The sequence below is a fragment of the Roseibium sp. genome (genome assembly GCF_965233565.1).
Lineage (GTDB): Bacteria > Pseudomonadota > Alphaproteobacteria > Rhizobiales > Stappiaceae > Roseibium.
The window spans coordinates 2,985,515-3,007,686 of record NZ_OZ247494.1 but is presented as its reverse complement, the minus strand read 5'-3'; the positions used below and the strand labels follow the sequence as shown (position 1 = coordinate 3,007,686).

At 60.4% G+C, this 22,172-nt stretch carries 24 protein-coding genes; 13 read left to right on the top strand and 11 right to left on the bottom strand.

Annotated features, from left to right (window positions below):
- Positions 1–17: 17 nt before the first annotated feature.
- The 4 genes from ACO6TG_RS13865 to ACO6TG_RS13850 are packed head-to-tail and all read left to right on the top strand — an operon-like array spanning position 18 to position 1,883.
- Complete coding sequence (locus ACO6TG_RS13865; protein ID WP_422378708.1) at positions 18–596, top strand: YqaA family protein; 579 nt, start codon at positions 18–20, stop codon at positions 594–596.
- 14 nt (positions 597–610) lie between these two features.
- Entirely contained in the window at positions 611–1,135 is a 525-nt protein-coding gene (locus tag ACO6TG_RS13860; protein ID WP_422378707.1) for a disulfide bond formation protein B, read from the top strand.
- The gene (locus tag ACO6TG_RS13855) at positions 1,132–1,398 is read left to right on the top strand and encodes a hypothetical protein (RefSeq protein ID WP_422378706.1); all 267 of its coding nucleotides are present in this window, start codon (positions 1,132–1,134) and stop codon (positions 1,396–1,398) included. The genes ACO6TG_RS13860 and ACO6TG_RS13855 overlap by 4 nt, the downstream gene beginning before the upstream one ends.
- 50 nt (positions 1,399–1,448) lie before the next feature.
- Positions 1,449–1,883 (top strand): metallopeptidase family protein, encoded by a 435-nt coding sequence (locus ACO6TG_RS13850; protein ID WP_422378705.1) that lies wholly within the window; start codon positions 1,449–1,451, stop codon positions 1,881–1,883.
- Positions 1,884–1,924: 41 nt separating this feature from the next.
- Here the strand turns inward: ACO6TG_RS13850 and ppa are convergent, their stop codons facing one another.
- On the bottom strand, positions 1,925–2,464 hold the full coding sequence (gene ppa, locus ACO6TG_RS13845) for an inorganic diphosphatase (RefSeq protein ID WP_422378704.1): 540 nt from the start codon (positions 2,462–2,464) through the stop codon (positions 1,925–1,927).
- 136 nt (positions 2,465–2,600) lie between these two features.
- Here ppa and ACO6TG_RS13840 point away from each other — a divergent pair, with 136 nt between their 5' ends.
- Positions 2,601–3,179 (top strand): hypothetical protein, encoded by a 579-nt coding sequence (locus ACO6TG_RS13840; protein WP_422378703.1) that lies wholly within the window; start codon positions 2,601–2,603, stop codon positions 3,177–3,179.
- Positions 3,180–3,197: 18 nt separating this feature from the next.
- On the opposite strand, the gene ACO6TG_RS13835 is transcribed toward ACO6TG_RS13840, so the two are convergent.
- On the bottom strand, positions 3,198–3,716 hold the full coding sequence (locus ACO6TG_RS13835; protein WP_422378702.1) for a GNAT family N-acetyltransferase: 519 nt from the start codon (positions 3,714–3,716) through the stop codon (positions 3,198–3,200).
- A 542-nt stretch (positions 3,717–4,258) separates the two neighbouring features.
- On the opposite strand from ACO6TG_RS13835, the gene ACO6TG_RS13830 reads away from it, so the two are divergent.
- Entirely contained in the window at positions 4,259–4,648 is a 390-nt protein-coding gene (locus ACO6TG_RS13830) for a DUF2794 domain-containing protein (protein ID WP_422378701.1), read from the top strand.
- A 10-nt stretch (positions 4,649–4,658) separates the two neighbouring features.
- Here ACO6TG_RS13830 and ACO6TG_RS13825 read toward each other — a convergent pair whose 3' ends face one another.
- From ACO6TG_RS13825 to ACO6TG_RS13805, 5 genes are all read right to left on the bottom strand, one after another.
- Complete coding sequence (locus ACO6TG_RS13825; protein WP_422378700.1) at positions 4,659–5,171, bottom strand: hypothetical protein; 513 nt, start codon at positions 5,169–5,171, stop codon at positions 4,659–4,661.
- A 242-nt stretch (positions 5,172–5,413) separates the two neighbouring features.
- Positions 5,414–6,196, bottom strand: a complete 783-nt coding sequence (locus ACO6TG_RS13820) for a Bax inhibitor-1/YccA family protein (protein WP_422378699.1) — start codon at positions 6,194–6,196, stop codon at positions 5,414–5,416.
- Between the two features lie 175 nt (positions 6,197–6,371).
- Entirely contained in the window at positions 6,372–7,145 is a 774-nt protein-coding gene (locus ACO6TG_RS13815) for a hypothetical protein (RefSeq protein ID WP_422378698.1), read from the bottom strand.
- Positions 7,146–7,310: 165 nt separating this feature from the next.
- Positions 7,311–9,893 carry an ABC transporter permease gene (locus ACO6TG_RS13810; RefSeq protein ID WP_422378697.1) on the bottom strand — a complete coding sequence of 861 codons (2,583 nt, stop codon included), beginning with the start codon at positions 9,891–9,893 and terminating at the stop codon, positions 7,311–7,313.
- Positions 9,890–10,597 carry an ABC transporter ATP-binding protein gene (locus tag ACO6TG_RS13805; RefSeq protein ID WP_422378696.1) on the bottom strand — a complete coding sequence of 236 codons (708 nt, stop codon included), beginning with the start codon at positions 10,595–10,597 and terminating at the stop codon, positions 9,890–9,892. The genes ACO6TG_RS13810 and ACO6TG_RS13805 overlap by 4 nt, the downstream gene beginning before the upstream one ends.
- A gap of 123 nt (positions 10,598–10,720) precedes the next feature.
- Between ACO6TG_RS13805 and ACO6TG_RS13800 the strand changes: the two genes are divergently transcribed.
- The 3 genes from ACO6TG_RS13800 to thpR all read left to right on the top strand — a co-directional run bounded on the left by ACO6TG_RS13800 (position 10,721) and on the right by thpR (position 13,203).
- Positions 10,721–11,347 carry an arylesterase gene (locus ACO6TG_RS13800; protein WP_422378695.1) on the top strand — a complete coding sequence of 209 codons (627 nt, stop codon included), beginning with the start codon at positions 10,721–10,723 and terminating at the stop codon, positions 11,345–11,347.
- Positions 11,348–11,416: 69 nt separating this feature from the next.
- On the top strand, positions 11,417–12,469 hold the full coding sequence (locus tag ACO6TG_RS13795; protein ID WP_422378694.1) for an NADP(H)-dependent aldo-keto reductase: 1,053 nt from the start codon (positions 11,417–11,419) through the stop codon (positions 12,467–12,469).
- 197 nt (positions 12,470–12,666) lie between these two features.
- Positions 12,667–13,203: an RNA 2',3'-cyclic phosphodiesterase gene (gene thpR, locus ACO6TG_RS13790; RefSeq protein ID WP_094072885.1), complete on the top strand. Its 537-nt coding sequence runs from the start codon at positions 12,667–12,669 to the stop codon at positions 13,201–13,203.
- A gap of 12 nt (positions 13,204–13,215) precedes the next feature.
- Here the strand turns inward: thpR and ACO6TG_RS13785 are convergent, their stop codons facing one another.
- On the bottom strand, positions 13,216–13,791 hold the full coding sequence (locus ACO6TG_RS13785) for a DUF922 domain-containing protein (protein ID WP_422378693.1): 576 nt from the start codon (positions 13,789–13,791) through the stop codon (positions 13,216–13,218).
- A 383-nt stretch (positions 13,792–14,174) separates the two neighbouring features.
- Here ACO6TG_RS13785 and ACO6TG_RS13780 point away from each other — a divergent pair, with 383 nt between their 5' ends.
- A complete protein-coding gene (locus ACO6TG_RS13780; RefSeq protein WP_422378692.1) occupies positions 14,175–16,139 on the top strand; it encodes a methyl-accepting chemotaxis protein in 1,965 nt (654 codons plus the stop codon).
- A gap of 2 nt (positions 16,140–16,141) precedes the next feature.
- Here ACO6TG_RS13780 and ACO6TG_RS13775 read toward each other — a convergent pair whose 3' ends face one another.
- On the bottom strand, positions 16,142–17,326 hold the full coding sequence (locus tag ACO6TG_RS13775) for a glycosyltransferase family 4 protein (protein WP_422378691.1): 1,185 nt from the start codon (positions 17,324–17,326) through the stop codon (positions 16,142–16,144).
- Positions 17,327–17,438: 112 nt separating this feature from the next.
- On the opposite strand from ACO6TG_RS13775, the gene ACO6TG_RS13770 reads away from it, so the two are divergent.
- Positions 17,439–18,212, top strand: a complete 774-nt coding sequence (locus tag ACO6TG_RS13770; protein WP_422378690.1) for an alpha/beta hydrolase — start codon at positions 17,439–17,441, stop codon at positions 18,210–18,212.
- Positions 18,213–18,223: 11 nt separating this feature from the next.
- Here the strand turns inward: ACO6TG_RS13770 and ACO6TG_RS13765 are convergent, their stop codons facing one another.
- Positions 18,224–18,865, bottom strand: a complete 642-nt coding sequence (locus ACO6TG_RS13765; RefSeq protein WP_422378689.1) for a DNA-3-methyladenine glycosylase family protein — start codon at positions 18,863–18,865, stop codon at positions 18,224–18,226.
- A gap of 102 nt (positions 18,866–18,967) precedes the next feature.
- On the opposite strand from ACO6TG_RS13765, the gene gluQRS reads away from it, so the two are divergent.
- Positions 18,968–19,852, top strand: coding sequence for a tRNA glutamyl-Q(34) synthetase GluQRS (gene gluQRS / locus ACO6TG_RS13760; RefSeq protein ID WP_422378688.1), 885 nt, complete (start codon positions 18,968–18,970; stop codon positions 19,850–19,852).
- 7 nt (positions 19,853–19,859) lie between these two features.
- On the opposite strand, the gene ACO6TG_RS13755 is transcribed toward gluQRS, so the two are convergent.
- A complete protein-coding gene (locus tag ACO6TG_RS13755; protein ID WP_422378687.1) occupies positions 19,860–20,834 on the bottom strand; it encodes an AEC family transporter in 975 nt (324 codons plus the stop codon).
- 189 nt (positions 20,835–21,023) lie between these two features.
- On the opposite strand from ACO6TG_RS13755, the gene ACO6TG_RS13750 reads away from it, so the two are divergent.
- Positions 21,024–22,163 carry a hybrid sensor histidine kinase/response regulator gene (locus tag ACO6TG_RS13750; RefSeq protein ID WP_422378686.1) on the top strand — a complete coding sequence of 380 codons (1,140 nt, stop codon included), beginning with the start codon at positions 21,024–21,026 and terminating at the stop codon, positions 22,161–22,163.
- Positions 22,164–22,172: the final 9 nt, after the last annotated feature.

Genomic DNA, 22,172 nt, shown 5'->3' with positions numbered 1-22,172 from the left:
CGGCTAAGGGAAGCGGCATGTTGAGACGCCTTTACGACTGGACCCTGTCCCTTGCCGCCGGACCGCGCGCACCTGCCGCGCTGGGAACCGTTTCCTTTGTCGAAAGCTCGGTCTTTCCGATCCCGCCGGACATCCTGTTGATCCCCATGGTGATCGCCAGGCGCGAGAAGGCCTGGTGGTATGCACTGCTTTGTACGCTGACGTCGGTCGCCGGGGGCATTGCCGGCTATCTGATTGGCATGTTTCTGTTCGAGCAGATTGCCGTGCCGGTGCTGACCTTCTATGGCAAGATGGCCTTTGTCGACGAGTTCAAGGTGATCTTCCACGAATGGGGCTGGTGGTTCGTCTTCATTGCCGGCCTCACGCCGTTTCCCTACAAGGTGATCACCATTGCTTCCGGAGCGCTCGGGCTCAGCCTGCCGGTTTTCATCATGGCCAGCATCGTGTCGCGCGGTATTCGCTTCTGTGTGGTCGCAGGCCTGCTCTATTTCTTCGGTCCGCCGATCAAGGATTTCATCGAAAAACGCCTTGGCCTCATGTTCACCCTATTCGTGGTGTTGCTGGTCGGCGGGTTTGTGGCCTTGAAATATATCTGACGGATGAGGATGTGATGGCACGGGAACAGCTGGCGAAATCGGCAACAGGTTTGCTTCTGCTGGGCGGATTGGTCGTGATTGCGACGGCCTGGGGCTTTCAGCTGATCGGGGGCTATGTGCCGTGCAAGCTGTGCCTGGAACAGCGCATTCCCTATTACGCAGGCCTTCCCCTGACGGCGCTGGCTCTCTTTCTGGTAATGCGCGGGCGTTCCGGCTTGGCCGGGCTGGTCCTGCTGGCGGTCGCTGCCATCTTCGCCTATGGCGCGGGGCTCGGTATTTATCAGGCCGGCGCCGAATGGGATTTCTGGGCTGGTCCGAATGACTGCGGTGGCGGCAGCGCGGCGCCGACTTCGGCTTCCAATATGCTGCAGGCGCTGCAGTCGACCCGGGTGGTCAGCTGCACGGAAGCCAGCTGGCGCATGTTCGGCCTGTCCTTTGCGGGCTGGAATGCAGTGGCCTCCGCCGGTCTTGCCGGCCTGGCATTGGTGGCGGCATTTTTGTTGAAACGGCCTGCCAACCCGGTCACTGTAGACGCATGAGCAGTTCAGACAAGCAGCCCGTCCATCCGAAGGAAAAGCAGCGCCAGGACGCGCTGCATGCGCTCGACAGGGTCGAGGCGGAGAGCGAGACCATCGTGGGCTCGACTTTCGTGCGTATGGCCGACCGTGCCAAGAACCATATGGCGGCGGCCGACAAGGACGAGGACGACCGGATCGAGATCTGGGGCACCCGGATCGGCCGCGGTCTCGGGGTCTGTTTTGCCATTGGGCTGGTGATTTATCTTGCCATCACCTACCTGTAGGCCGTATTCCGGGGCCGATTTCCCGCAGACACGCGAAAAAAGGTAGCAAGATGGCATCCGTCCGGCCGGTCAGCCGCAGTGGCTGGACCGAACGCAAAGCACCCGAACTGGCAGATTTCGAAGCCATGGCCAGTGAGGTCCTGGCCGGTCTTCCGGACGACCTGCTGCTGCGTTGCGGCCATCTGCAGATCAGCCTTGCTGATTATGCCCCGGACGACGTTCTGGATGCGCTTGCCATAGAGGATCCGCATGACCTGCTTGGCCTGTTTGAAGGCCAGGGCCTGGCCGAGGGCGGAGATGTGCAGTTCACCGGCCAGATGCCAAACCGGATCTGGCTGTTCCGCCGCCCGATCCTCGACTACTGGGCCGCGATGGATGAAACGCTGGGAGACGTGGTCGCCCATGTGCTGATCCACGAGATCGGCCACCATTTCGGCCTCTCCGACCAGGACATGGAACGCATAGAGGCTGCGGTCGACAGGTAGTCAGCCGCAGCCTCTCAAGACGGTTCGTCAGATAGCCTGCCTTATTCGGCAGCTTCCTTCTGGGCCCGATTGATGGATTCAACGATCAGTTTGCGGGCAGCATCAGCACCCTCAACACCGGTGATCTTGACCCATTTGCCCGGTTCCAGATCCTTGTAGTGCTCGAAGAAGTGCTTCACCTGGGCAATCGTGATTTCCGGCAGGTCAGTGATGTCGTGGATGTTGTCGTAGCGCTTGGAGAGCTTGTGCGACGGCACGGCGATGATCTTCTCGTCCTGGCCGGATTCGTCTTCCATCAGCACCACGCCGATCGGACGGCAGTTCATGATGGCGCCGGGAACGATCGGACGCTGGTTGACCACAACAACGTCGATCGGGTCGCCGTCGCCGCACAGTGTATGCGGCACGAAACCGTAATTGCCCGGATAGCGCATCGGGGTGTAGAGGAAGCGGTCGACATACATCGCACCAGCGTCCTTATCCATCTCGTATTTGATCGGCTCGCCGCCGACAGATACCTCGATGATGACGTTGATGTCTTCCGGCGGGTTCTTGCCAATCGGCACTGCGTCGATACGCATCTGAGAAAACTCCTGTTAAACGTTGCTGCGTCTATCGCAATCCAGCCGGTGAAGTTCAAGCCCTTAATTTTTGCATTGCACCTAATTGATTAACGTGCGTTGCTTGCAAACACGCTGTGAAGGGGGAGATGCGGACATGAAGGCGCTTTGGTTCAGACTGAGCGGGGTGGTCCGTTTCGGCATCGCCTTGCTGGCTTGCGGGAGCGCGGCCAACGCGTCCGGACTGGACAGCACCTACACGAAAATTCAGCTGCAAAACTGCACGCAGGTCGAAACCGCTTCCGATGAAGGCACGTTCGGTGGCGCCTGGACCTGCCCGGGGTATCAGGGACAGGACGTTTATGTTGCCGAGGGTGACTTGCGCATGTTTGTTTCCTTCGGTCCGTTTGCCGCGGATGAACCGGCGGCAGGCCAGACCCTGCCCAATTTCAATACCGTCAACGAAACCCTTGAATGGCGCCTGCGGCACGGGGAGGCCTTCGCCACTATCCTGCGCTGGTTTCCAAGTCTTGACGACGGCAGTTCAACCGGCAGCGTTCTGATCGTGACCCAGCTGAGACCTGGCGGCGGCACCTGCCAGATCGCAATGGTCGATGCCCAGGCCAACAAAAACGCCAATGCCATGGTGCGCCGGGCCGCCGACACGCTGGCCGGCCAGTTCGATTGCACGCAACAACCGCAAATCCTCGGAAACCCGGGCATTTTGCGGTGGTGAACACCCCGTTCCGGGGATTCAGCTCTTGGTGGGGGGCCAGGCGTAGATCGAGAGTTCAAGCCGCCGGCCGCCGATCCGATACCAGGACTTGGCCGCCAGACGCCCGCCAACTGCCTTGTAGAAGGCGCGGGCAGGCTGATTGTCGCTCAGCACCTGGATCGCAAGACCGGGCATGTTTCTGGCGGCAAGCGTATCGCGGACATGATCAAACAGCGTGCGGCCAAATCCCAGGCCCTGATATTCCGGCTTGAGATAGAGCTCGTAGATTTCACCGTCCATGCCGGTGTCTCTCAGGCGGCAGGGGCCATAGGTGGCGTAGCCTGCCGGTATGTTCGCGATGCTGAGGACCTTGATGTCGACACCACGCGCCAGGGCGCCGCGCCACCAGCTGCTGCCCCTGCGGGAGACCATCTTCTGAAGGTCAACGCCGTGCAAGACACCCCGATAGGCGCCAAGCCAGGCTTCGGAGTGAATGCCGGCAAGGGCGTCGCAATCTGCGGTCCGGGCCGCTCGGAGATCGATCAGGTCCGTAGTCATTCTGAGAAAAAGGATACATCAAGTCCCCGAATGGAAAAGGGCCAATTCCACGGGTGCAGATCAAAAATGACGTTTGGTTTTGAGGGGCCTGCCAGAAATGCGGATGTGCAGGAGGACCAAATGAAAAGGGCCGGCGCATCGCCGGCCCTTCAGTTGCCCTGATGTTTGACTCACTAAATCTGGTCGACCTGTCAACGCCTCGGGGGGCTGGGGGGCTAATGCATTCCGCGGCCTCAACCGGTCGTACCCATCAGGGTATGATCATAATATGGGTGGCCAAAATGGCTGGCCAAGGGCTGGAATGCGGCAAAATCAAGGAAATTTGGGCATTCTTTCTGGGCAAAGTGCCGTTGCGTCCGTTTTTTGCGTTTTCCTCCGGAAATTCCTACGCAAAAGTGACAGGATATGGTCATCAAAGCCCCATTCTTTGCCTGCAGACTTGCCATGGACCCCAAAGCCAACGCAAGATGACAGTCAGGTGACAGGGACGTCCCGGGCGATTCCCCGATCATCGCGACACCGCAAACGAAACTGGAGGCGGAATGAGCGAAGCCGATGACAGCGCGTTTCAGCGCGGCGCGGGCATAAGCCCGGCGCCGCACAGCCAACCGGCTCCCCCTCCAAAACCCGTCGTTGCCTTCAACCGGCGCGAACTCGACACCATCTTGCGTCTTTATGGCCGTATGGTTGCCGACGGCGAATGGCGCGACTATGCCATTGACCTTTTGAAAGACAGGGCCGTTTTTTCAGTCTTCCGCCGCTCGTCCGAAATGCCGCTCTACCGGATCGAGAAAGATCCGAAACTGGCGCGGCGCCAGGGAGCCTATTCGGTGGTGGCCACCGGCGGCATGATCCTGAAACGCGGCCACGATCTGGGCCAGGTGTTGCGCGTTCTTGAAAAGAAGAAACACCTGCGCGTCGTTGAGGTTTAGACGGCTGCCTTCAAAGTGGTAGTGCGGTTGGCAAGACAATCTCTGCACGCTGCGAAAAATCGCGAAAATATGGTTCCACGTAGGTGCGCTCAAGGCTTGCCATGTAGGATAGTCGAGACAAGCTCTTGGTTCGAGCTTTCGCGCGTGATTGTCGAAGAGTCTGGGCGCAATCCACTCGGAGCGTAATGTCGAACCACTCTTTGACCGGGCTGTGAAGCAGGAAGATGCCGTCGCACAATACGAGAGCCGATTGGTTTTCCGGGAGTTTCAGCGAATAGGTCGCATTCAACTCTCCTGAACTTGGGTTCCAAGCATTCTTGTAAGTGAACTGTCGCGCCGTACGGAGCGAAGTCAACGCCTCCGAAATAGCGTTCCAGTCGTACCAGTGTAATGGATTTTCTTCGTAACTTTTGTCTTCACTACCGACCTCCGCTTCAATACGTTTCTCGCGCTCCTTGAAACTGTAGCGGGAAAACCTGTCGCAGGAAAAATGCGTGACTTTGTCAGGGAGGCAGTCCGACAAGGCCCGGCACAACGTAGTTTTTCCTGCCCGGCATATCCACAGACACCTACGAGCAAATCACCATTCGATGGCACGGCGCGTCGCAAGAACGTTTTCAGATCTTGTAGTGTGTCAAAACTGTTTTGGGTGTTCTGCATTCGCCGCCTGGCCAGCCGATAAACAGTGAGGTGCCTTCTTTTGGATGTGAAACAAAAAAGCCCGACCTAAGCCGGGCTTTTCCGTTTGTTCTCGTGCGCTTGCGCTTATTCGCGGTTGCCGAACAGCTGCAGCAGCATGATGAACAGGTTGATGAAGTCGAGGTAGAGACGCAGGGCGCCCATCACGGACTTCTTGGTGGCAACCTCACCACTGTCACCTTCGTAGTACATTTCCTTGATCTGCTGGGTGTCATAGGCGGTGAGGCCAGCGAAGACCAGCACGCCGATCACGGAAATGGCGAACTGCAGGGCAGAGGAAGCCATGAAGATGTTCACGATCGACGCGATGATGATGCCGATCAGGCCCATGAACAGGAACGAACCCCAGCCGGACAGGTCTTTCTTGGTGGTGTAGCCGAAGAGGCTCAGCGCACCGAAGGTCGCGGCGGTGATGAAGAACACCTGTGCGATCGAACCGGCTGTGTAGACCAGGAAAATCGACGACAGGGAGATGCCCATCGCGGCTGCATAGACCAGGAACATGGTGCGTGCTGTACTCGCGCTCATGGACTGGATCCGGAAGGACAGCCAGAACACCATGCCGAGCGGTGCCAGCATGACAACCCATTTCAGCGGGCTGCCATAAAGCGTCACGCCAAGCTGCGTCAGCATCTTGCCGTTGCCAAGGCTCGCGACGGCGGTGCTCGGATCGTTGGTCGTTGCCAGCATGACTGTTGCCAGCGCAAGGAAACCGGTCAGCGCGAGGCCGATGGTCATGTAGTTGTAGACGCCCAGCATATAGCTGCGCAGGCCCTGATCGATGCCGGCCTCGGCGCGCGCGCCGGCCGCCGAATAGGCGCCTTGTGATTGACGGTCAAAGGTCGACATGGTCGTGGTGATCCCCTTTTTTAAACCACACTTGTTGCACGTGATTTCACCTGCAACACAACTCCCTCAACATATGGGAAAATACGGTATCAAGCTCAAGACGAGAATCCTGAAAAATTCGTAATCTTTGGTCTCGATACCGCATTTTACGCCAAGATGCTTAAGATTGCTGAGATTATTTCATCGCTTTCAGGCGCGAGGCAATCTGGCGGTCGCAGGTGCCGCCCGGGTTGCGGACGATTTCCTCTGACGCAAAATCCAGGATTTCCCGCTCCTGGTCGCGCATCTGCGCGTCGGTGACGCCCGGCTTGAACCACTGCAGCACCGCGTAGTCGCCGCCTGCATCGGTGAAGAATGCGACCGGCTTGCCGTCCTCGATGATGCCCATGCGACCGACACGGACCTGTTCGACGGTCACGTTGCGGCGTTCACCATCAATCGTGATGCGGTTTCTCTGGACATTGAGCTTCTTGAGCTTGGAGCCGTCCGTGCCCACCCAGTTGCCGAAGAAACGCTTGCCCTTGCCTTCCACGGACAGGCAGGAATTTGCGAAATTCGGGATCGACAGGCGCTCGGCGGTAACCTCGATCGGATCTTCGCCCTTCGGAGCCAGCGTGTACTTCATCGAGTTGTCGCCCGTGCGGTAAACGCGGATGCCGACCGGCGTGTAACCACTATCGTTCATCGTCCGGGTGAAGAAATCGAACTGGTTGGCGTCATTGGTGCCGGCGCGGCGGTAGAGCCAGCGCTTCGGCAGACCGTTTTCAAACACCAGCCAGTCGCTGACGACAAGCCCGCGCGGGCCGTCCGGGGTGTTGAGCTGCCACACACCGGTGTGGAACGGACTTTCTGCGGTTGCAGCAGGTGCAAAAGAGAAAATGGCTGCTGCTGTAATGGCTGCGGCCTTTGCAAAGTTCTTCAGATAAGAACCTTGTTTGAATGCGAACATGGACTATGCCCCTCTAGAAATCTTGCCCGGACCCGAACCGGATAACCAAGATTATTTGAGTGTGCAAGTTGCGTGGGGCTGAAGTTTGACGGAAACTGCTTTTCGGATATGAATTTTTCCTGACAGGCCATGTCGAGGTGACATGACTTGTCAGGAATATTTCGCTTAGAGGTTCCGTAATACTGGTGCGGGTTTCTCGCCCAGGATCCGCCAGGTGCCGATCAGGCCAAAGCCGACGGTCAGAACCAGCGCGATCACGGCGGCACCGGTCGCCGTGACCGGCATCAGCACAAATGTGCCGTCCATGATCTGGGTGATCACGTACCAGGCCGCCACGCCACCTGCCATCAGGGCAAACAATGCCGTCGCCAATCCGAGGATCGCGTATTCAAGGCCGTAGGCAACGATCAGCCGGGTCCGGGTCGCCCCCAGGGTCTTGAGAATGACAGCGTCGTAAATCCGGCTGCGGTGGCCGGCAGCGAGGGCACCCGCCAAAACCAGCACGCTGGCGATCAGCGTGATCGAGCTGGCCCCGCGGATAGCCCAGGCCAGTTGTGCAACCAGATCGTTGACCTGGGTGATGGCGTCCTTGACGCGAACCGCCGTGACCGTGGGGTGGGCATTGGAGACCGTCTTCAGGAGGGCGAGCTCTGTTTCGGCCGGAACATCCTCATCCCAACCGAGAGTCATCAGGTGAGAGTGGGGGGCGCCGGCAAAGGTGTTTGGCGAGAACACCATGACGAAGTTGATGGCCAGCGACTGCCACTCGATGTCGCGCAGGTTGGCAATTTCCGCGGAAATCTCGCGCCCGAGCACGTTGACGGTGATCGTATCCCCGATTTTCAGCCCGAGGTCCGTGGCCGCTTCCGCGTCAAAGGAAACAAGCGGCACACCGGTGTAATCTTCCGGCCACCAGGCCCCCTCAACGACCTTGGAGTTTTCCGGCAGTCTGCTGTCATAGGTGATGCCGCGGTCGCCGCGCAGGACCCAGTCCGAGCCCTCCTGGGCCGGCACAAAGTCTTCCGAGGCAATACCGTTCAGGCTGACGATCCGGCCGCGCAGCATCGGCACGCTCTGGATCCTGGCCTCCGGGGCCTCCGCGGTCAGTCGGTCTTCAAACGCATCGCGCTCATGGCTTTGAATGTCGACAAAGAAGAAACTCGGGGCCTGGTCGGCAATGGTCGCCGTCAATTCCCGGCGCAAATTGCCGTCAATCAGCGCCAGCGCGACCAGCAGCGACAGGCCGAGACCAAGCGACAGCACAACAGACGGGGTCAGCGCACCGGGCCGGTGGATATTGGCAATGGCCAGCCGAAGTTCCGTCGAGCGCACCGTCGGCAGGCGCCGGGCCACGAACATGATCACCCTTGCGACCAGTACGAGCAGCACGAAAGCACCTGCGGAGGCGGCGATATAGACGCCCGCCATGCGGGTGTCATGGGCCAGCAACATGGCGATCGATGCCAGTACACCAACGGTGACCGCGGTTGCGAACAGGTAGCGTTTGCGCGGCAGTTTGGCGCCACCGGTGACAATATCGCGGAAGAGCGCGGTCGGCGGCACATCATGGGCCCGGCCAAGTGGCCAGAGTGCAAAGGCAAGGGCCGTCAGAACACCATAAACCAGGCCAAGGGCCAGTTCGCCGGGATAGATGCTGGCAGCGAGTTTTACAGGAAGCACGCCGGCAAGCGCGGCCGCGGCGGCAAAGGGGATCAGGGCGCCGATCGCGAGGCCAATGGCAATGCCGATCAGGGCCAGAACCAGCATCTGCACCAGATAGACCCGAAAGACGAAGTCGCCCGTCGCGCCCATGCATTTGAAACTGGCGATCACCTCGCGTTTGGTTTCCAGAAAGGCGCGGATGGCGTTGGCAACGCCGACGCCGCCGACCACCAGCGCGGTCAGGCCGACCAGCGTGAGAAACTGGGCAAACCGGTCGATGCTGCGCTGAAGGCCCGGCGAAGCATTGGCCCGCGAGCGCACCCGCCAACCGGCGTCCGGCTGCGCCGAGCGGGCTTCCTCGACAACGCCCTGCAGGGCTTCAAGGGTCGGGGCCGGGTCCAGACGGACCCTGTAGTGCCAGCGGACCAGGCTGCCCGGCTGCACCAGGTCCGTTGCCGGCAGCGCCGCCTCGGAAACCATCAGCCTCGGCCCGAAATCCATGCCGCCGGCCAGCTTGTCCGGTTCGGCCGCGATCGTGTCGGTGAGGCGCAGGGTGCTGCGGCCGAGCGAAATGGTGTCGCCGACTTTTAGATCGAGTCGCGCGAGAAGCGCGGGATCGGCAACAGCGCCCCAGACGCCATCCTGTTCACCAAGAGCGGCTGCCAGCGCCTGGCCGCCGGTCAGATCGAGCGATCCGTAAAGCGGATAGGCACCGTCAACGGCCTTCAGTTCCACCAGGGCCTGGTCGCTGCCATCGGGCAGGCGCGCCATCGCGCGCATGGTGCCGACCTTGGAGACGCTGCCGAGATCCTGAAGGTAAGCCTGTTCCCCGGGAGTTGCTTCGCGATGAATGAGGCGGAAAGACAGATCACCGCCGAGGATCGCCTGACCTTCACGCGAGATCCCCTCCGTCAGCGAACGCGAGACCGAGGTGACACCGGCAATGGCGGCAACGCCAAGCGCGATACAGGCAATAAAAATGTAGAAGCCCTTCAGGCCGCCGCGTAATTCCCGAAAGGCGAAGCGCGCCGCAAGGCCGAAGCTTTTTTGTCCGGTGGCACTTTCGCCGGCCACAAAGCCGCTCATGCCGGCACCTCTTGCGGTGCTGCCGCGTGCGCTTCTTCGATTTCACCGGACCGCACGCGGATCATGCGGTCGCATTTTGCCGCCAGGTTCGGATCATGTGTGACCAGCACCAGCGTCGTGCCGCGGGATTTTTGCGCGGAAAACATCAGGTCGACGATCTGGCTTCCGGTCGAATCGTCAAGATTGCCCGTGGGTTCGTCCGCGATCAGGATTTCAGGCTCCACCACCAGCGCCCTTGCCACGGCAACACGCTGCTGCTCACCGCCCGACAGCTGGGCAGGATAGTGGGAGAGGCGGTGACCGAGGCCAACAGCTTCCAGCTCCGCCCGGGCCTTGTCGAAGGCCGCAGGATCGCCGGCAAGTTCCAGAGGCACGGCAACATTTTCCAGCGCGGTCATGTTGGGCACAAGATGGAAAGACTGGAAGATGATGCCGACATTGCGGCCCCGGAAGCGCGCCAGCTGGTCTTCCGACAGCGGTCCGAGTTCGGATCCTGCCACGTTGACAGAGCCTTCATCGGCCCGCTCCAGCCCGGCCATGACCATCAGCAAGGTCGACTTGCCCGATCCGGACGGTCCGACAAGACCGACGGAGGTTCCCTTGTCGATGTCCAGGTCGATACCCTTGAGGATATGGACACGGCCCGCTCCCTCGCCGAGTGTCAGTTGCACATTTTTGAGGGTGATTGCGGGCGAATTTGTCATTATCAGGCCTTTACAACGGGCGCATGATCGTCTTCCTGACAGATGCATGCCCTCGACAATTGAACGCTCTGCGACCATATGGGCCTGTTGTGTCGCATCTTCCAGTCCTGAAAGAGAGTTCGCATGAACCGGTTAATTGCCTGTCTTGCTTTTCTTCTGATCTCATTGACCGGCATGTCGGCCAAGGCTGACGACTTCAAGCTTGTGGTCTTGGGTGACAGTCTGGTTGCCGGCTACCAGTTGCCGGCGGGGGACGGCTTTCCGGAAAAGCTGCAAAAGGCGCTGACCGGGAAAGGCCATTCTGTCGAAGTGGTCAATGCCGGCGTCTCGGGTGACACCTCCTCAGGCGGGCTCTCACGGCTCGACTGGTCAGTCGGCGAGGACGCCGATGCCGTGATCGTCGAACTCGGCGCCAATGATGCGCTGCGGGGCCTGTCACCGGAAACCACACGCAAGAACATCGAGGAAATCACCAGCCGGTTACGGGCAAAGGGGATGGAGGTGCTGCTGGCCGGCATGCTGGCGCCGCGCAATCTCGGTCCGGAATATGCGGAAGCTTTCGACCCGATTTACGCAGATGTGGCCAAGGCCCACGATGCATTGCTCTATCCGTTTTTTCTGGAAGGCGTGGCGCTGAACCCGGATCTCAATCTGGCTGACGGCATGCATCCCAATTCGAAGGGTGTCGACGTCATCGTCGACAACATCCTGCCGCAGGTCGAGGCCCTTCTGGCCAAGGCCCAGTCATAACTGTCTTTCGAGCGCCGGAAGCTCAGGGCTTTCCGGTTGCTTTCAATTCAAAACTTGAAGGATTTCCTGATGGAACAGCGTCGGCTTGGCCGCACGGATATAGAGGTAAGCGCTCTTTGCCTCGGAACAATGACCTTTGGCGAACAGAATTCGGAAGCCGAAGGTCATGCCCAGATGGACTATGCCCTGGAAAAGGGCATCAATTTCTTCGACGCCGCCGAGCTCTACCCGATCCCGCCGAAGAAGGAGACACAAGGGCGGACCGAGCGCATCATCGGTTCGTGGTTCAAGAAGACCGGCCATCGCGATAAGATCGTCATGGCGACCAAGGTGGTTGGCCGGACCGACATGGACTGGTTCCGCGACACTGGTGAAAAGGGACAGCTGACCCGCGCGCAGATCGAGTTTGCTGTCGACCGCAGCCTGAAGAACCTCGAGACGGACTATATCGATCTCTACCAGATCCACTGGCCGGATCGGAACGTTTCCGGTTTCGGTTCCAACCCGACCCGATGGCTTGACGTGGATCCGGCCGAGGGCGAGAACAGCATCCAGTCGACGCTGGAAATCCTTGGCGACATCGTCAAGTCCGGCAAGGTACGCCATATCGGCCTTTCCAATGAAAGTTCCTGGGGTACGATGCGTTATGTGACGGCATCCGAACTCTATGACGTGCCGCGCGTGGTCTCGATCCAGAACGCCTATTCCCTCGTCAACCGCACCTTCGAGACCGGCCTGGCGGAAATTGCACGCCGTGAAGATGTCGGTCTTCTGGCCTATTCCGCGCTGGCGCAGGGCTATCTGACCGGCAAGTACCGGGACGGCGCCCTGCCGCAGGGCGCGCGCAAGACGCTGTTCAATCGTCTGCAGCGCTATGAGCATCCGCGCACTCTTGCGGCAGTTGACGCCTATCTCGATCTGGCAAAGGAGGCTGGTCTGGATCCGTCCCAGATGGCACTGGCCTTTGCCATGTCGCGATCCTTCATGACGTCGGTCATCCTCGGAGCAACACGCGTGGATCAGCTGGAAACCGATATCGCGGCTGCCGATCTCAACCTCAGCAGTGATGTTCTGGAAAAGATTGACGCGCTGCATCAGGAGTTTGGTAATCCGGCCCCCTGATCGGCCTGTGTCAAAGGGCCGGTTTTCAACAGAATCAAACTGGCTGCGATGTGCCGGATCTGAGGAAATCAGGTCCGGCATTCTTGTAAGCGGTCTGTGAATTTCATTTTATAAAACAGAAATTTAGAAATTTGTCTTGCGCATTTCACGAAGTTGATTCCTGATGGGATTCATCAGCGACAGCGGAGGGAACACCCATGCCGCGCCTTTTTACAGGTCTTGAGATTCCGTCAGAGACGGGCCTCATGCTTTCTATGCTCCGGGGAGGCCTTCGGGGCGCCCGCTGGATCGATCCGGAAAACTATCACCTGACCCTGCGTTTCATCGGCGACATCGATGACCGCACAGCTGACGAAGTGGTGGCCGCGCTGGACAGGATCCGGCGTGATCCCATCGAAATCCGGTTGACCGGTCTCGGCTCCTTCGGCAATGGCAAACCGCATGCCGTCTGGGCAAGGGTCGAACCAAGTGCGGAACTGGCCGAGCTCCAGGCCGAACAGGAGCGGATCCTGCAGCGGCTGCATCTGCCGGCGGAGCGGCGCAAGTACATTCCCCATGTCACGATCGCGCGCTGCAAGACCTCGACCAACGAGGACGTTGCCAAGTGGTTGAGCGAGCGCGGCAACTTCCAGGCGCCGCCCTTTGTTGCAGGCCGTTTCGTCCTGTTCTCGGCCAAGGCCAGTGTCGGCGGTGGACCTTACCTGGTGGAAGAGGCCTATCCGCTGGCCGCCTGAGCGTGGCGGTTCTCAGTCGGAGACGAAAAACAGCAGCCGGCCATTCCGGGCGACGCCCTGACGTGGCGCGTTGCGGCGGGTGTTGCTGGCGCGCTGCTGGTCCCGTTGGCGGCGGGCCAGCTCAAAGAAGCGGTGGTGGGTCAGCCGCCGGAGCTCCCGGCGGTCGAAAGCCAGGTGCCGTGCCCTGCAGGCCTTTTTTTCCGCGTTGAGCAGTTTCCGGATCTTCCAGCCCATGCCGCCACAGGTGCGCGGGCGAAGCGACAGAACCGCGCGTTCCAGGCGCTTGGCGCACCCCAGATAGATTTTTCGATGCACCAGTTCATGCCGGCGGGTGAAGCCACGCAGGCTGCGCCATGCGCTGAGCGTTCTGCGGTCGAACACGGTTTCCTGCCGTGCCTTGGGCAGGGTCATGGTGAAATCGATCTTGAGTTTGAACCGGACTGCCCGGCAGTGGTTTTTCTTCTGCTCGGTCTTGAAGGTATAGGTGTAGCGCGGGCGGATATTGGCGATGGCGGGTCCATAGTCGCCCCGAAACGGCCTGCGGCGCATATAGGCAGCCACTTCCATCGCCGATTTACCGCTGACCATGTAACTTCTTTCCCGAAGTTCAGTGCGTATTTCAGCGCGAGCACCACCCTCCGATCCGAGGATCGGGCCAAGCATGACGATAAAACACGTCAATCGGGGCCACATCGTCGGTGTCCGAATGCGATGGTTTGTCAGACGGTCAGTCTATCACGACGGTGAAAGTCACCAAAGGCAAGGCGGCGTCAAAATACTTTAGCCGGCTAATAAAAATGCAGAGATTCTCGCATCAGTTGTAGAGAATGATAGTACTAATCTTTGAGTTTATAAACTTTCCCGGAGCGAATTCAATTTCCGTAAAGGAATTTTAATGGCTTTTGCCTTTTCTAAGCTGACTGTGCAGCTCCTGACTCGAGCAAAACTCAAAGAAGCAAACGAGTACACAAATGAGATTTCTTGCCGATTTGCCCATCGCAATTCGTGTCGGCGGTCTTTCCGCGATCGCCGTGGCCGCCATCGGTGTCCTTCTGGGCACGGCGTTTTACAGCCAACATGTCGTTTCGACCGAAATCGACAATCTGGCTGAGTACTCGCAGATGGATTACAAGGTCTCGCAGGTTCAGGCGCATGCGCAGAACATGCGGCGCAGTCAGAAGGATTTCCTTCTGACCAAGGATTCGGCCTTCGTTGACGAGTACAATGCCGAGTTCGAAAAGGCCCAGTCCAATCTCAACGATGTGGACGCCAAGCCGCAAGCTGCCCCCATCAAGAACAACATCGCCAGCCTGCGGACGGTCCTGGATGAGCACGAGGCCAAGTTCAGGGCCTTGACCACCGATCTGACGGCAATGGGGCTCGATGAAAAAAGTGGTCTTCAGGGCGACTTGCGCGCTGCAGTCCACAACGTTGAAGAAAAGCTGAAAGCCGCAAACCTTGATGCGTTGACGGTCAAGATGCTGATGATGCGCCGCCATGAGAAGGATTTCATGCTGCGCGGCGACGCAAAATATATCGGCCGGATTGACGATCGTCGCAGCGAATTTGCCGAGATGCTTCCAAAAAGCGGGCTTTCGGATGCAGAGCAGGCGGAGATCAGCGCCCTGCTCGACAGCTATCAGGCGGCCTTCAAGAGCTATACTGCCAAGGCGCAGCTCATCGAGACGGAGCTTGCCGAAATTACAGAGATTTACGCCAGGATCGAGCCAGACTGGTACGCCATGTCCGAGGCGGCCTATCTCGGCAAGCAGGCCGCCAGCGAGGCGCTGGATGCAGCGGAAGCATCATCCCAGACCACCTATCTTGTCGTCTCCGGTATCGCGCTCGTCCTTGCCATCGGTCTAGGCTGGTTGATCGGACGCAGCATTACCGGTCCGGTGAAATCGCTGACCGAAACCATGCGGTCTCTGGCGGATGGCACGATCGACCTTGAAGTTGCCTTCACCGACCGCAAAAGCGAGATCGGCAGCATGGCGCGGGCCGTTGAAGTTTTCCGGACCAACGCGGCGCGCACGCGTGAGCTGGAGGAGCAACAACGTGATCAGACCCAGCGCATGGAAGAAGAGAAGCGTGAGTTGATGGAACGGCTGGCCGGCCAGTTCGATGCGTCCGTGGGTGCCATCGTCCAGCGGGTTGCCGACACGGCGTCCAATCTCGACCAGAGCGCGCAGACCATGTCCCGGGTTTCCTCCAACACCAATGAACGGGCCGAAAATGCTGCGCATGCCTCGTCGCAGACCACCGAGAATGTCAGCGTCGTTGCCTCGGCAGCGGAGGAAATGACGGCTTCGATCAGTGAAATCAACCAGCAGGTCATCCGGGCGTCCGAAGCGTCCCGTAGCGCGGCCCAGGATGTCGCCCAGACAGCCGGGCAGATGGAAACGCTGGCCAGCATGGCAGACAAGATCGGTGAAGTGGTGTCGATGATTTCCGATATCGCCGAACAGACCAACCTGCTGGCGCTCAACGCCACGATTGAATCGGCACGCGCCGGGGAAGCCGGCAAGGGCTTTGCCGTCGTCGCCAGCGAGGTCAAGGCGCTGGCCAATGAAACGGCCAAGGCAACGGAGAATATCTCCGAGCTGGTGACGGAAATTCAGGGCGAGACCAAGACGGCCGTCGGCTCGATCGGCAAGATCGGCGACGTCATCCGTGACCTGGAGCATTCTTCGGCAGCCATCGCGTCAGCCATGGAAGAACAGGGCGCGACGACGCAAAGTGTTGCCGAAAACGTCGCCCAGGCAGCGAACGGAACGCGCGACGTATCCGACAGTATCCAGGTGGTGAAGGAAGCGTCCGAAGAAGCCAGCGAAGCCACGCGGCAGGTTCAGACGAGCATCGACGACCTGACCGAACAGTCCGGCTTGTTGCGGGATGAAGTCGGCCGGTTCCTGGAACAGATCCGGGCAGCCTGACCTTAGCCGGCACCCGTTTCGAGCAACCCGGCATAAACGTCGAGCGTCCGGTCGGTCATGGTCTCGACGGTAAAGTTCTGGCGGACATGGGCAAGGGCCCTGTCCGTCAGTTTTTGTTTTTGCGCGCCGTCCAGCTGAAGCGCATGCCGGATGGCCGTGGCCAGGGCCGCAGGGTCGGACGGTGGGACGCGCCAGCCGGTCCGCGCTTCTTCTGTCACCTGAGGCGGTGCCAGAACGGTCTCCGGGACGGCGCCCAGATTCGACACGATGACGGGAACCGACGCCGCCTGGGCTTCCACCGCAGCACGGCCGAAGGCTTCCGGTTCGGTCGAGGCGACAACGGCGATGTCTGCCAGGGACATTGCCGCCGGTACGTCGGCGCAATGCCCGACCAGCCGCACCCGGTCCTGCAGGTCGTGGTCCGCAATCAGTTTCTTGAGCTCCGCGACATAGCCGTCACGGCCCTGGGCATCGCCGGCCAGCACTGCAATCGGACCGTGGAGTTCGGCATCCATCAGGTGCGCCATCGCCTCGATCAACACCTTCTGGCCTTTCCAGGCGGTCAGCCGCGCCATGTTGATGATGATCGGATGGCCGGACGGAATGCCCCACTGATCCTTGAGCGCCTGCCGGCGCAAGGCGCTGACATTGGCCGGGTCCAGGCCCTTCAGATCCGAACCGCGCTGGATCACCGTGATCCGATCCCTGGCAAAGGGATGTCGCTCCGTGATCAGCTCGGCAATGAAATGGGAATTGGCAATCACCGTATCCCCGCGCGCCATCACCGAATTGTACCAGCCTTTGAGAGCGTTCGATTGATTGTAGGTGCCATGATAGGTGGTCACGAAGGGAATGTCGGTGCGCCGTGCCGCCCAGAGCGCGGACCAGGCAGGCGCCCGGCTTCGGGCATGGATCACGTTCACGTTCCGCGACCGGATCAGATCGGCAAGGCGGGCCGCGTTTTTCCAGAGTGTCAGCGGGTTTTTCGATTTGACCGGCAGCTCGATGTGCTCCGCGCCGGAGGCGGTCAGTTCCGCCACCATCTGTCCACCCTGGCTGGCAACGAGCGCCCTTCCGCCGGCTTTCACGACGGCCTGGGCCACATCGAGCGTGGTCCGCTCCGCGCCGCCGGAATTCAAATCCGGGATCACTTGCAGGATCGTGGTCTCAACGGGCAGGTGCGGCAAGTCGGATCTCCGGAAAGCTTTTCAAGTCGCTATGTCTGTGTCAAAGGCTTGGGCCGTGCGGCCGAACTGGTTTTGGGCCAAGCTGAAATCGAATTAAGTTGAGAGCCATAATATGGGGACGCCCGAACCGCAATTCATCAGCATCGGAAAAAACGCCGATGCCCGCGAGATCGCGGTGCAGAAGTCGGCGGGCAAGACCCCCGGCCTGATGTGGCTGTCGGGCTTCAAGTCCGACATGAGCGGCAGCAAGGCCGCGGCATTGGCGGATTTTGCCGAGGACCGCGGCCAAGAGGTGGTAAGGTTCGACTATTCCGGACACGGTGCCTCCGGCGGTGAATTCGAAGAAGCCTGTGTGTCTGACTGGCTGGAAGAAGCCGAGGCCGTGTTCGATCGCTTTTTCACGGGTGACACGGTGCTGATCGGGTCGTCCATGGGGGGCTGGATCGCGTTGCTGCTGGCCTTGAGCCGAAAGGAAACGCACAGGATCAGGGGACTTGTCCTGATTGCTCCGGCGGTGGACTTCACCGAAGAGCTGATGTGGAAACAGCGGTTCACCGACGAGATCCGTGCGGCGATCCTGACAGAGGGCCGCTGGGCCCAGCCATCCGCCTATGAGGACGGCCCCTACGTGATCACCCGAAAGCTGATCGAGGACGGGCGCAGGCATCTTCTTTTCGGGAAACCGCTTCATCTCGGTTGTCCGGTGACGATCCTGCAGGGCGCAAAAGATCCGGATGTGCCCGCACACCACGCCCAACGGCTTGTGGAGGCCCTGCCGCAGGACGACGTCACCTTCACACTCGTGCCCGACGGCGATCATCGCCTGTCCCGGCCACAGGATATCGAGCTGTTGCTGCGTGCGGTTGCTGAAATGTCGAAGTTCTAGGGTCAGGACCCTTAGACCGGCATCGTTTCCCGGCCCTGTTTTTTCACCCGGTACCAGGCCCAGAACAGGCGCGCGGCAATGGCGCGGTTGGGGGCCCAGGCGGATGCGATGGCGTCGAGTTCTTTCGGTGTCGGTCTTCCGGGCAGGCCAAGCGCATCGTGAACCGCGATCTGCAGCGCCAGGTCGCCGCTTGGAAAAATGTCCGGATGTCCGGCACAGAACAGCAGGAAGATATCCGCCGTCCAGCGGCCGATGCCCTTGATCTCGCAAAGGCGCGCATGGGCTTCGTCCGCCGGCGCTTGCGCCAGGCCGCCGAGATCCAGCCCGTTGCTGCAGGCCAGGGAAACGGCGCGCAGCGTGCGTATTTTCGGTTTGGAAAGGCCCGCACCTGCCAGGTCCTCATCGGAAAACGTGCCCAGCCGATCGGCTGTCAGCGGTGTCACGAGCGCCGTCAGGCGCTTGAAGATGGCAGCTGCGCTTGCTGTTGAAACCTGTTGTCCGGTGATGATCTGCGCCAGGCCCTCAAAATCTGCTGCCCGCCGGCGCAGGGGAATATCACCCGCAATGTCCGCAATACCGGCAAGGCGGCCGTCCGTGCTGATCAGGGCTTCGAGCCCCTCCAGAATGTCTTGGTCTGTCGTGATCGGTTTCATCGGGATAACGGATTGCTGGCGCGCTCTTGCGCGGTGAGGCGGGGATGGTAGGTAGGACCTGAAGGATCAAAACCATTCCGTCAACCCGGCATCACCTGTTCCATGAATCTCCCTGTCTTCCGCTTTGCCCCGTCGCCCAACGGCCATCTTCATCTCGGTCATGCCCTGTCAGCGCTTTTGAACGCGCGGGCAGCCGTCGCTCTGAGCGGCCGGTTTCTGGTCCGCGTGGAAGACATCGACCAGACCCGCTGCACACCGGACCTTGAGCGGGACATGTTCGAGGACCTGGCCTGGCTCGGTCTGCCGCTGAACGAACCTGTGCTGCGGCAGTCGGAGGCCTTTCCGCACTACCGGGCCGCGCTGGAACGGCTCCAGGACATGGGGCTGGTCTACCCGGCCTATCTGACCCGGGCGGAAATCAAGCGTTTTGTCGCAAGCCGGGAAGCCGCCGGCGAAAGCTGGCCGCGGGATCCGGATGGCGCGCCGCTTTACCCTGGCGACACGGCCGTTCTTTCCAGCGCGGAAATTGCCGCGCGTGCCGCCAGCGATGCACCGTTTGCGTTGCGGCTCGACATGAAGGCCGCGCTTGCCAGGATCGACTGTCCGCTTTTCTGGCAGGAAGCGGGCGCCGAAGGTGAGGCCCTGTTCAATCCGCCGTCCAAGGTGGACGTCAACGCGGCTGCCTGGGGGGATGTAGTACTGGCGCGCAAGGAGACACCGACCAGTTACCACCTTGCGGTGGTTGTCGATGACGCGCGGCAAGGGATTACAGACGTCCTGCGCGGTCGCGACCTTTATGAGGCAACCAGCGTTCATCGTGTCCTGCAACAGTTGCTGGGCCTGCCTGAACCAGTCTATCGGCATCATCGGCTGGTTCTGGCCGAAGATGGCCGGAAACTTTCCAAGTCGAACCAGGACACCAGCCTGCGCGCCCTGCGTGCCGCCGGACTGAGCCATTCGGAGCTGCGCAAACGCATCGGTCTTTGAGCGCATATCAGCCCAGGGCGGCACCGAACCATTGATCCAGGAACCAGATCCAGAGACTGGTGGTGACAATTGCGATCAGAGTGGTGACGGTGATCGCATTGGCAGACATGGCATGGCCTGTGCCGTATCGATTGGCGAATATATAGGCGTTGACGCCGGTTGGGCAGCTCGCGGTCAGGGTTGCGACCGCGGTCCAGAGCGGCGGCAGCTGAAAGACGAACGCCCCGAAGACAAACACCGTTGCCGGCATGATGACGATCTTGATCAGGCTGAGCAGCAGACCGGGCACGACGTTGCCGCGCATGCCATATTGCACCAGGCTCATGCCGAGCGAAAGCAGAGCCAGGGGAAGCGCCGTCGCGGCAATCCGGTCCAGAACCATCGTGCCGATATCGGGCAGGTCGAGGCCGGTCATGCGCCAGAGGAAGGCGATGACGATCGTGATCACCAGCGGGTTCCGGAGCACCGTGCGCAGGGCGCCGAGAGCCATCTGCGTGACCGGAGGAGTTTCCGAGCCGCTGTCGATTGCCGCCGCCCGCTCCATGATGATTGCCATGCCGACCGTCATGATGGCCAGATGGATCGAGATGATCAGCAGCAGGGGCACCAGTCCGTCATCGCCGTACACCGCGGCGATGAGCGGCAGGCCGACCATGATGGTGTTGGCGAATGTGGCCGATATGCCGCCGATGGCGCCGGCACGGGCATCTCTTGCAAAGCCCTTGCGGATGATGACGGACCCGAGGGCAAAGGCGATGCCGACGCCCAGGAAATAGGTAGCCCAGAGCGCAAGAGGCAACCCTGAAGACAGGTCGGCGCCGATCAGCGTCCGGAAGATCAGGATCGGGATGGCGACCACATAGACAAACTGGCCGAGGGCCTCGCTGGCCGTGTCTTTCAGGACGTGAAACTTTGCCAGCGCGTATCCGATGCCGATCAGGACAAAAACGGGCGCGACGATCGTGAAGGTTTGCGCAAGCATGAAAGGTTCGGTTTCGAAAGTTTGTGATGGTCGCGGCGAGAAGCCAGTCCGGGAGGCGCCGTGCTACCGGTCAGGCCACATGGACAGCGGCCCGTTGTCGGGGTAAGCACGGTGTCGATCAACTTGGCTTTTTCAAACCCGCCTGGCAAGCCCTGTTGACGGCAATCGCATGTGAAGGGACCCGGCCGCATGGCGGATCACGACGAGGAGGCCATCAAGCTTGCATTGTTGGCCCATGACCTGAGAACGCCGCTTGCGGCCATGCGGTTGACGGCGGACCTGATCGGCAATGGTCCGCTGAACGAAACACAATCGCAACAACTGGCCATTCTGACCCGATCCATCGACGCCTTGACCGATATGACCGGCGAGCTTGTGAAGGAAGCAAGGTCGGGCAGCGAAGAGCCCTCGGCAGCAGGCTCGGCGGCGGATATCCTGACCGAAGTGACCGGTCTGTTCCAGCTTGCGGCGGAAGCCAAGGGGCTCTTTCTTGAGACCTCTGTCGATGATGGAGCGCTTGCCTTTCAGATACACAATGCGGCCAGCTTCAGGCGGATCGTCACAACGCTTCTGGACAATGCCATCAAATACACGTCCGCCGGCGGTGTATCCGTGCGGCTGGAACCCTGCGGGTGCGAGGCGGTCGACGGCGCACCAGCAGACTTGGATTGGGTCAAGGTGGTCGTGACCGACAGTGGCCCGGGTATCGACCCGGAAGAAGCTGCCCGCCTCTTCAGACCGTTTGTGCGCGGCCGGCAGGGCCGTGCAACAGGAAAGGGTAGCGGCCTCGGGCTCTGGGGAACGGATTTGCTCGTTCGCCAGTTGCAGGGGCGGATCACATTGGATCGCGCCGAAGAAGGCGGTAGCCGTTTTGTCGTGGAACTGCCCGCGAATGCCGACACTGGCGCGGTCATTCATAAGACCGCTTCGGGGACCGGCAATGGCTTGGGGCAATCCGCGCTTCAGGGGCTGCACGTGCTTGTGGTCGACGACAATGAAACCAACTGCAGGCTTCTCGCCGCACTGCTGGAATCTTTCGGTGTAACCGCCGATGTTGCCAGCTCTGGCTCCCAGGCCATCGCCCTGGTGGAAAAGGCGGACTACGACGCCGTTCTCCTGGACCTGCACATGCCGGACATGAGCGGCGTTGACACTGCGCAGCGACTTGGATCGCTGCCGAGGCGCCGGAGCCTGCCGCTGATCGCCGTGACAGCCGCGCTGGAATCAGCCGGAGACGCCAGCCTTCGCGCAGCCGGTTTTCAGGAGACGCTGACAAAGCCGCTGTCTCCCACCGCGCTTTACGATGCCCTGTCGAAGGTGCGTGACTGAACGCAATCA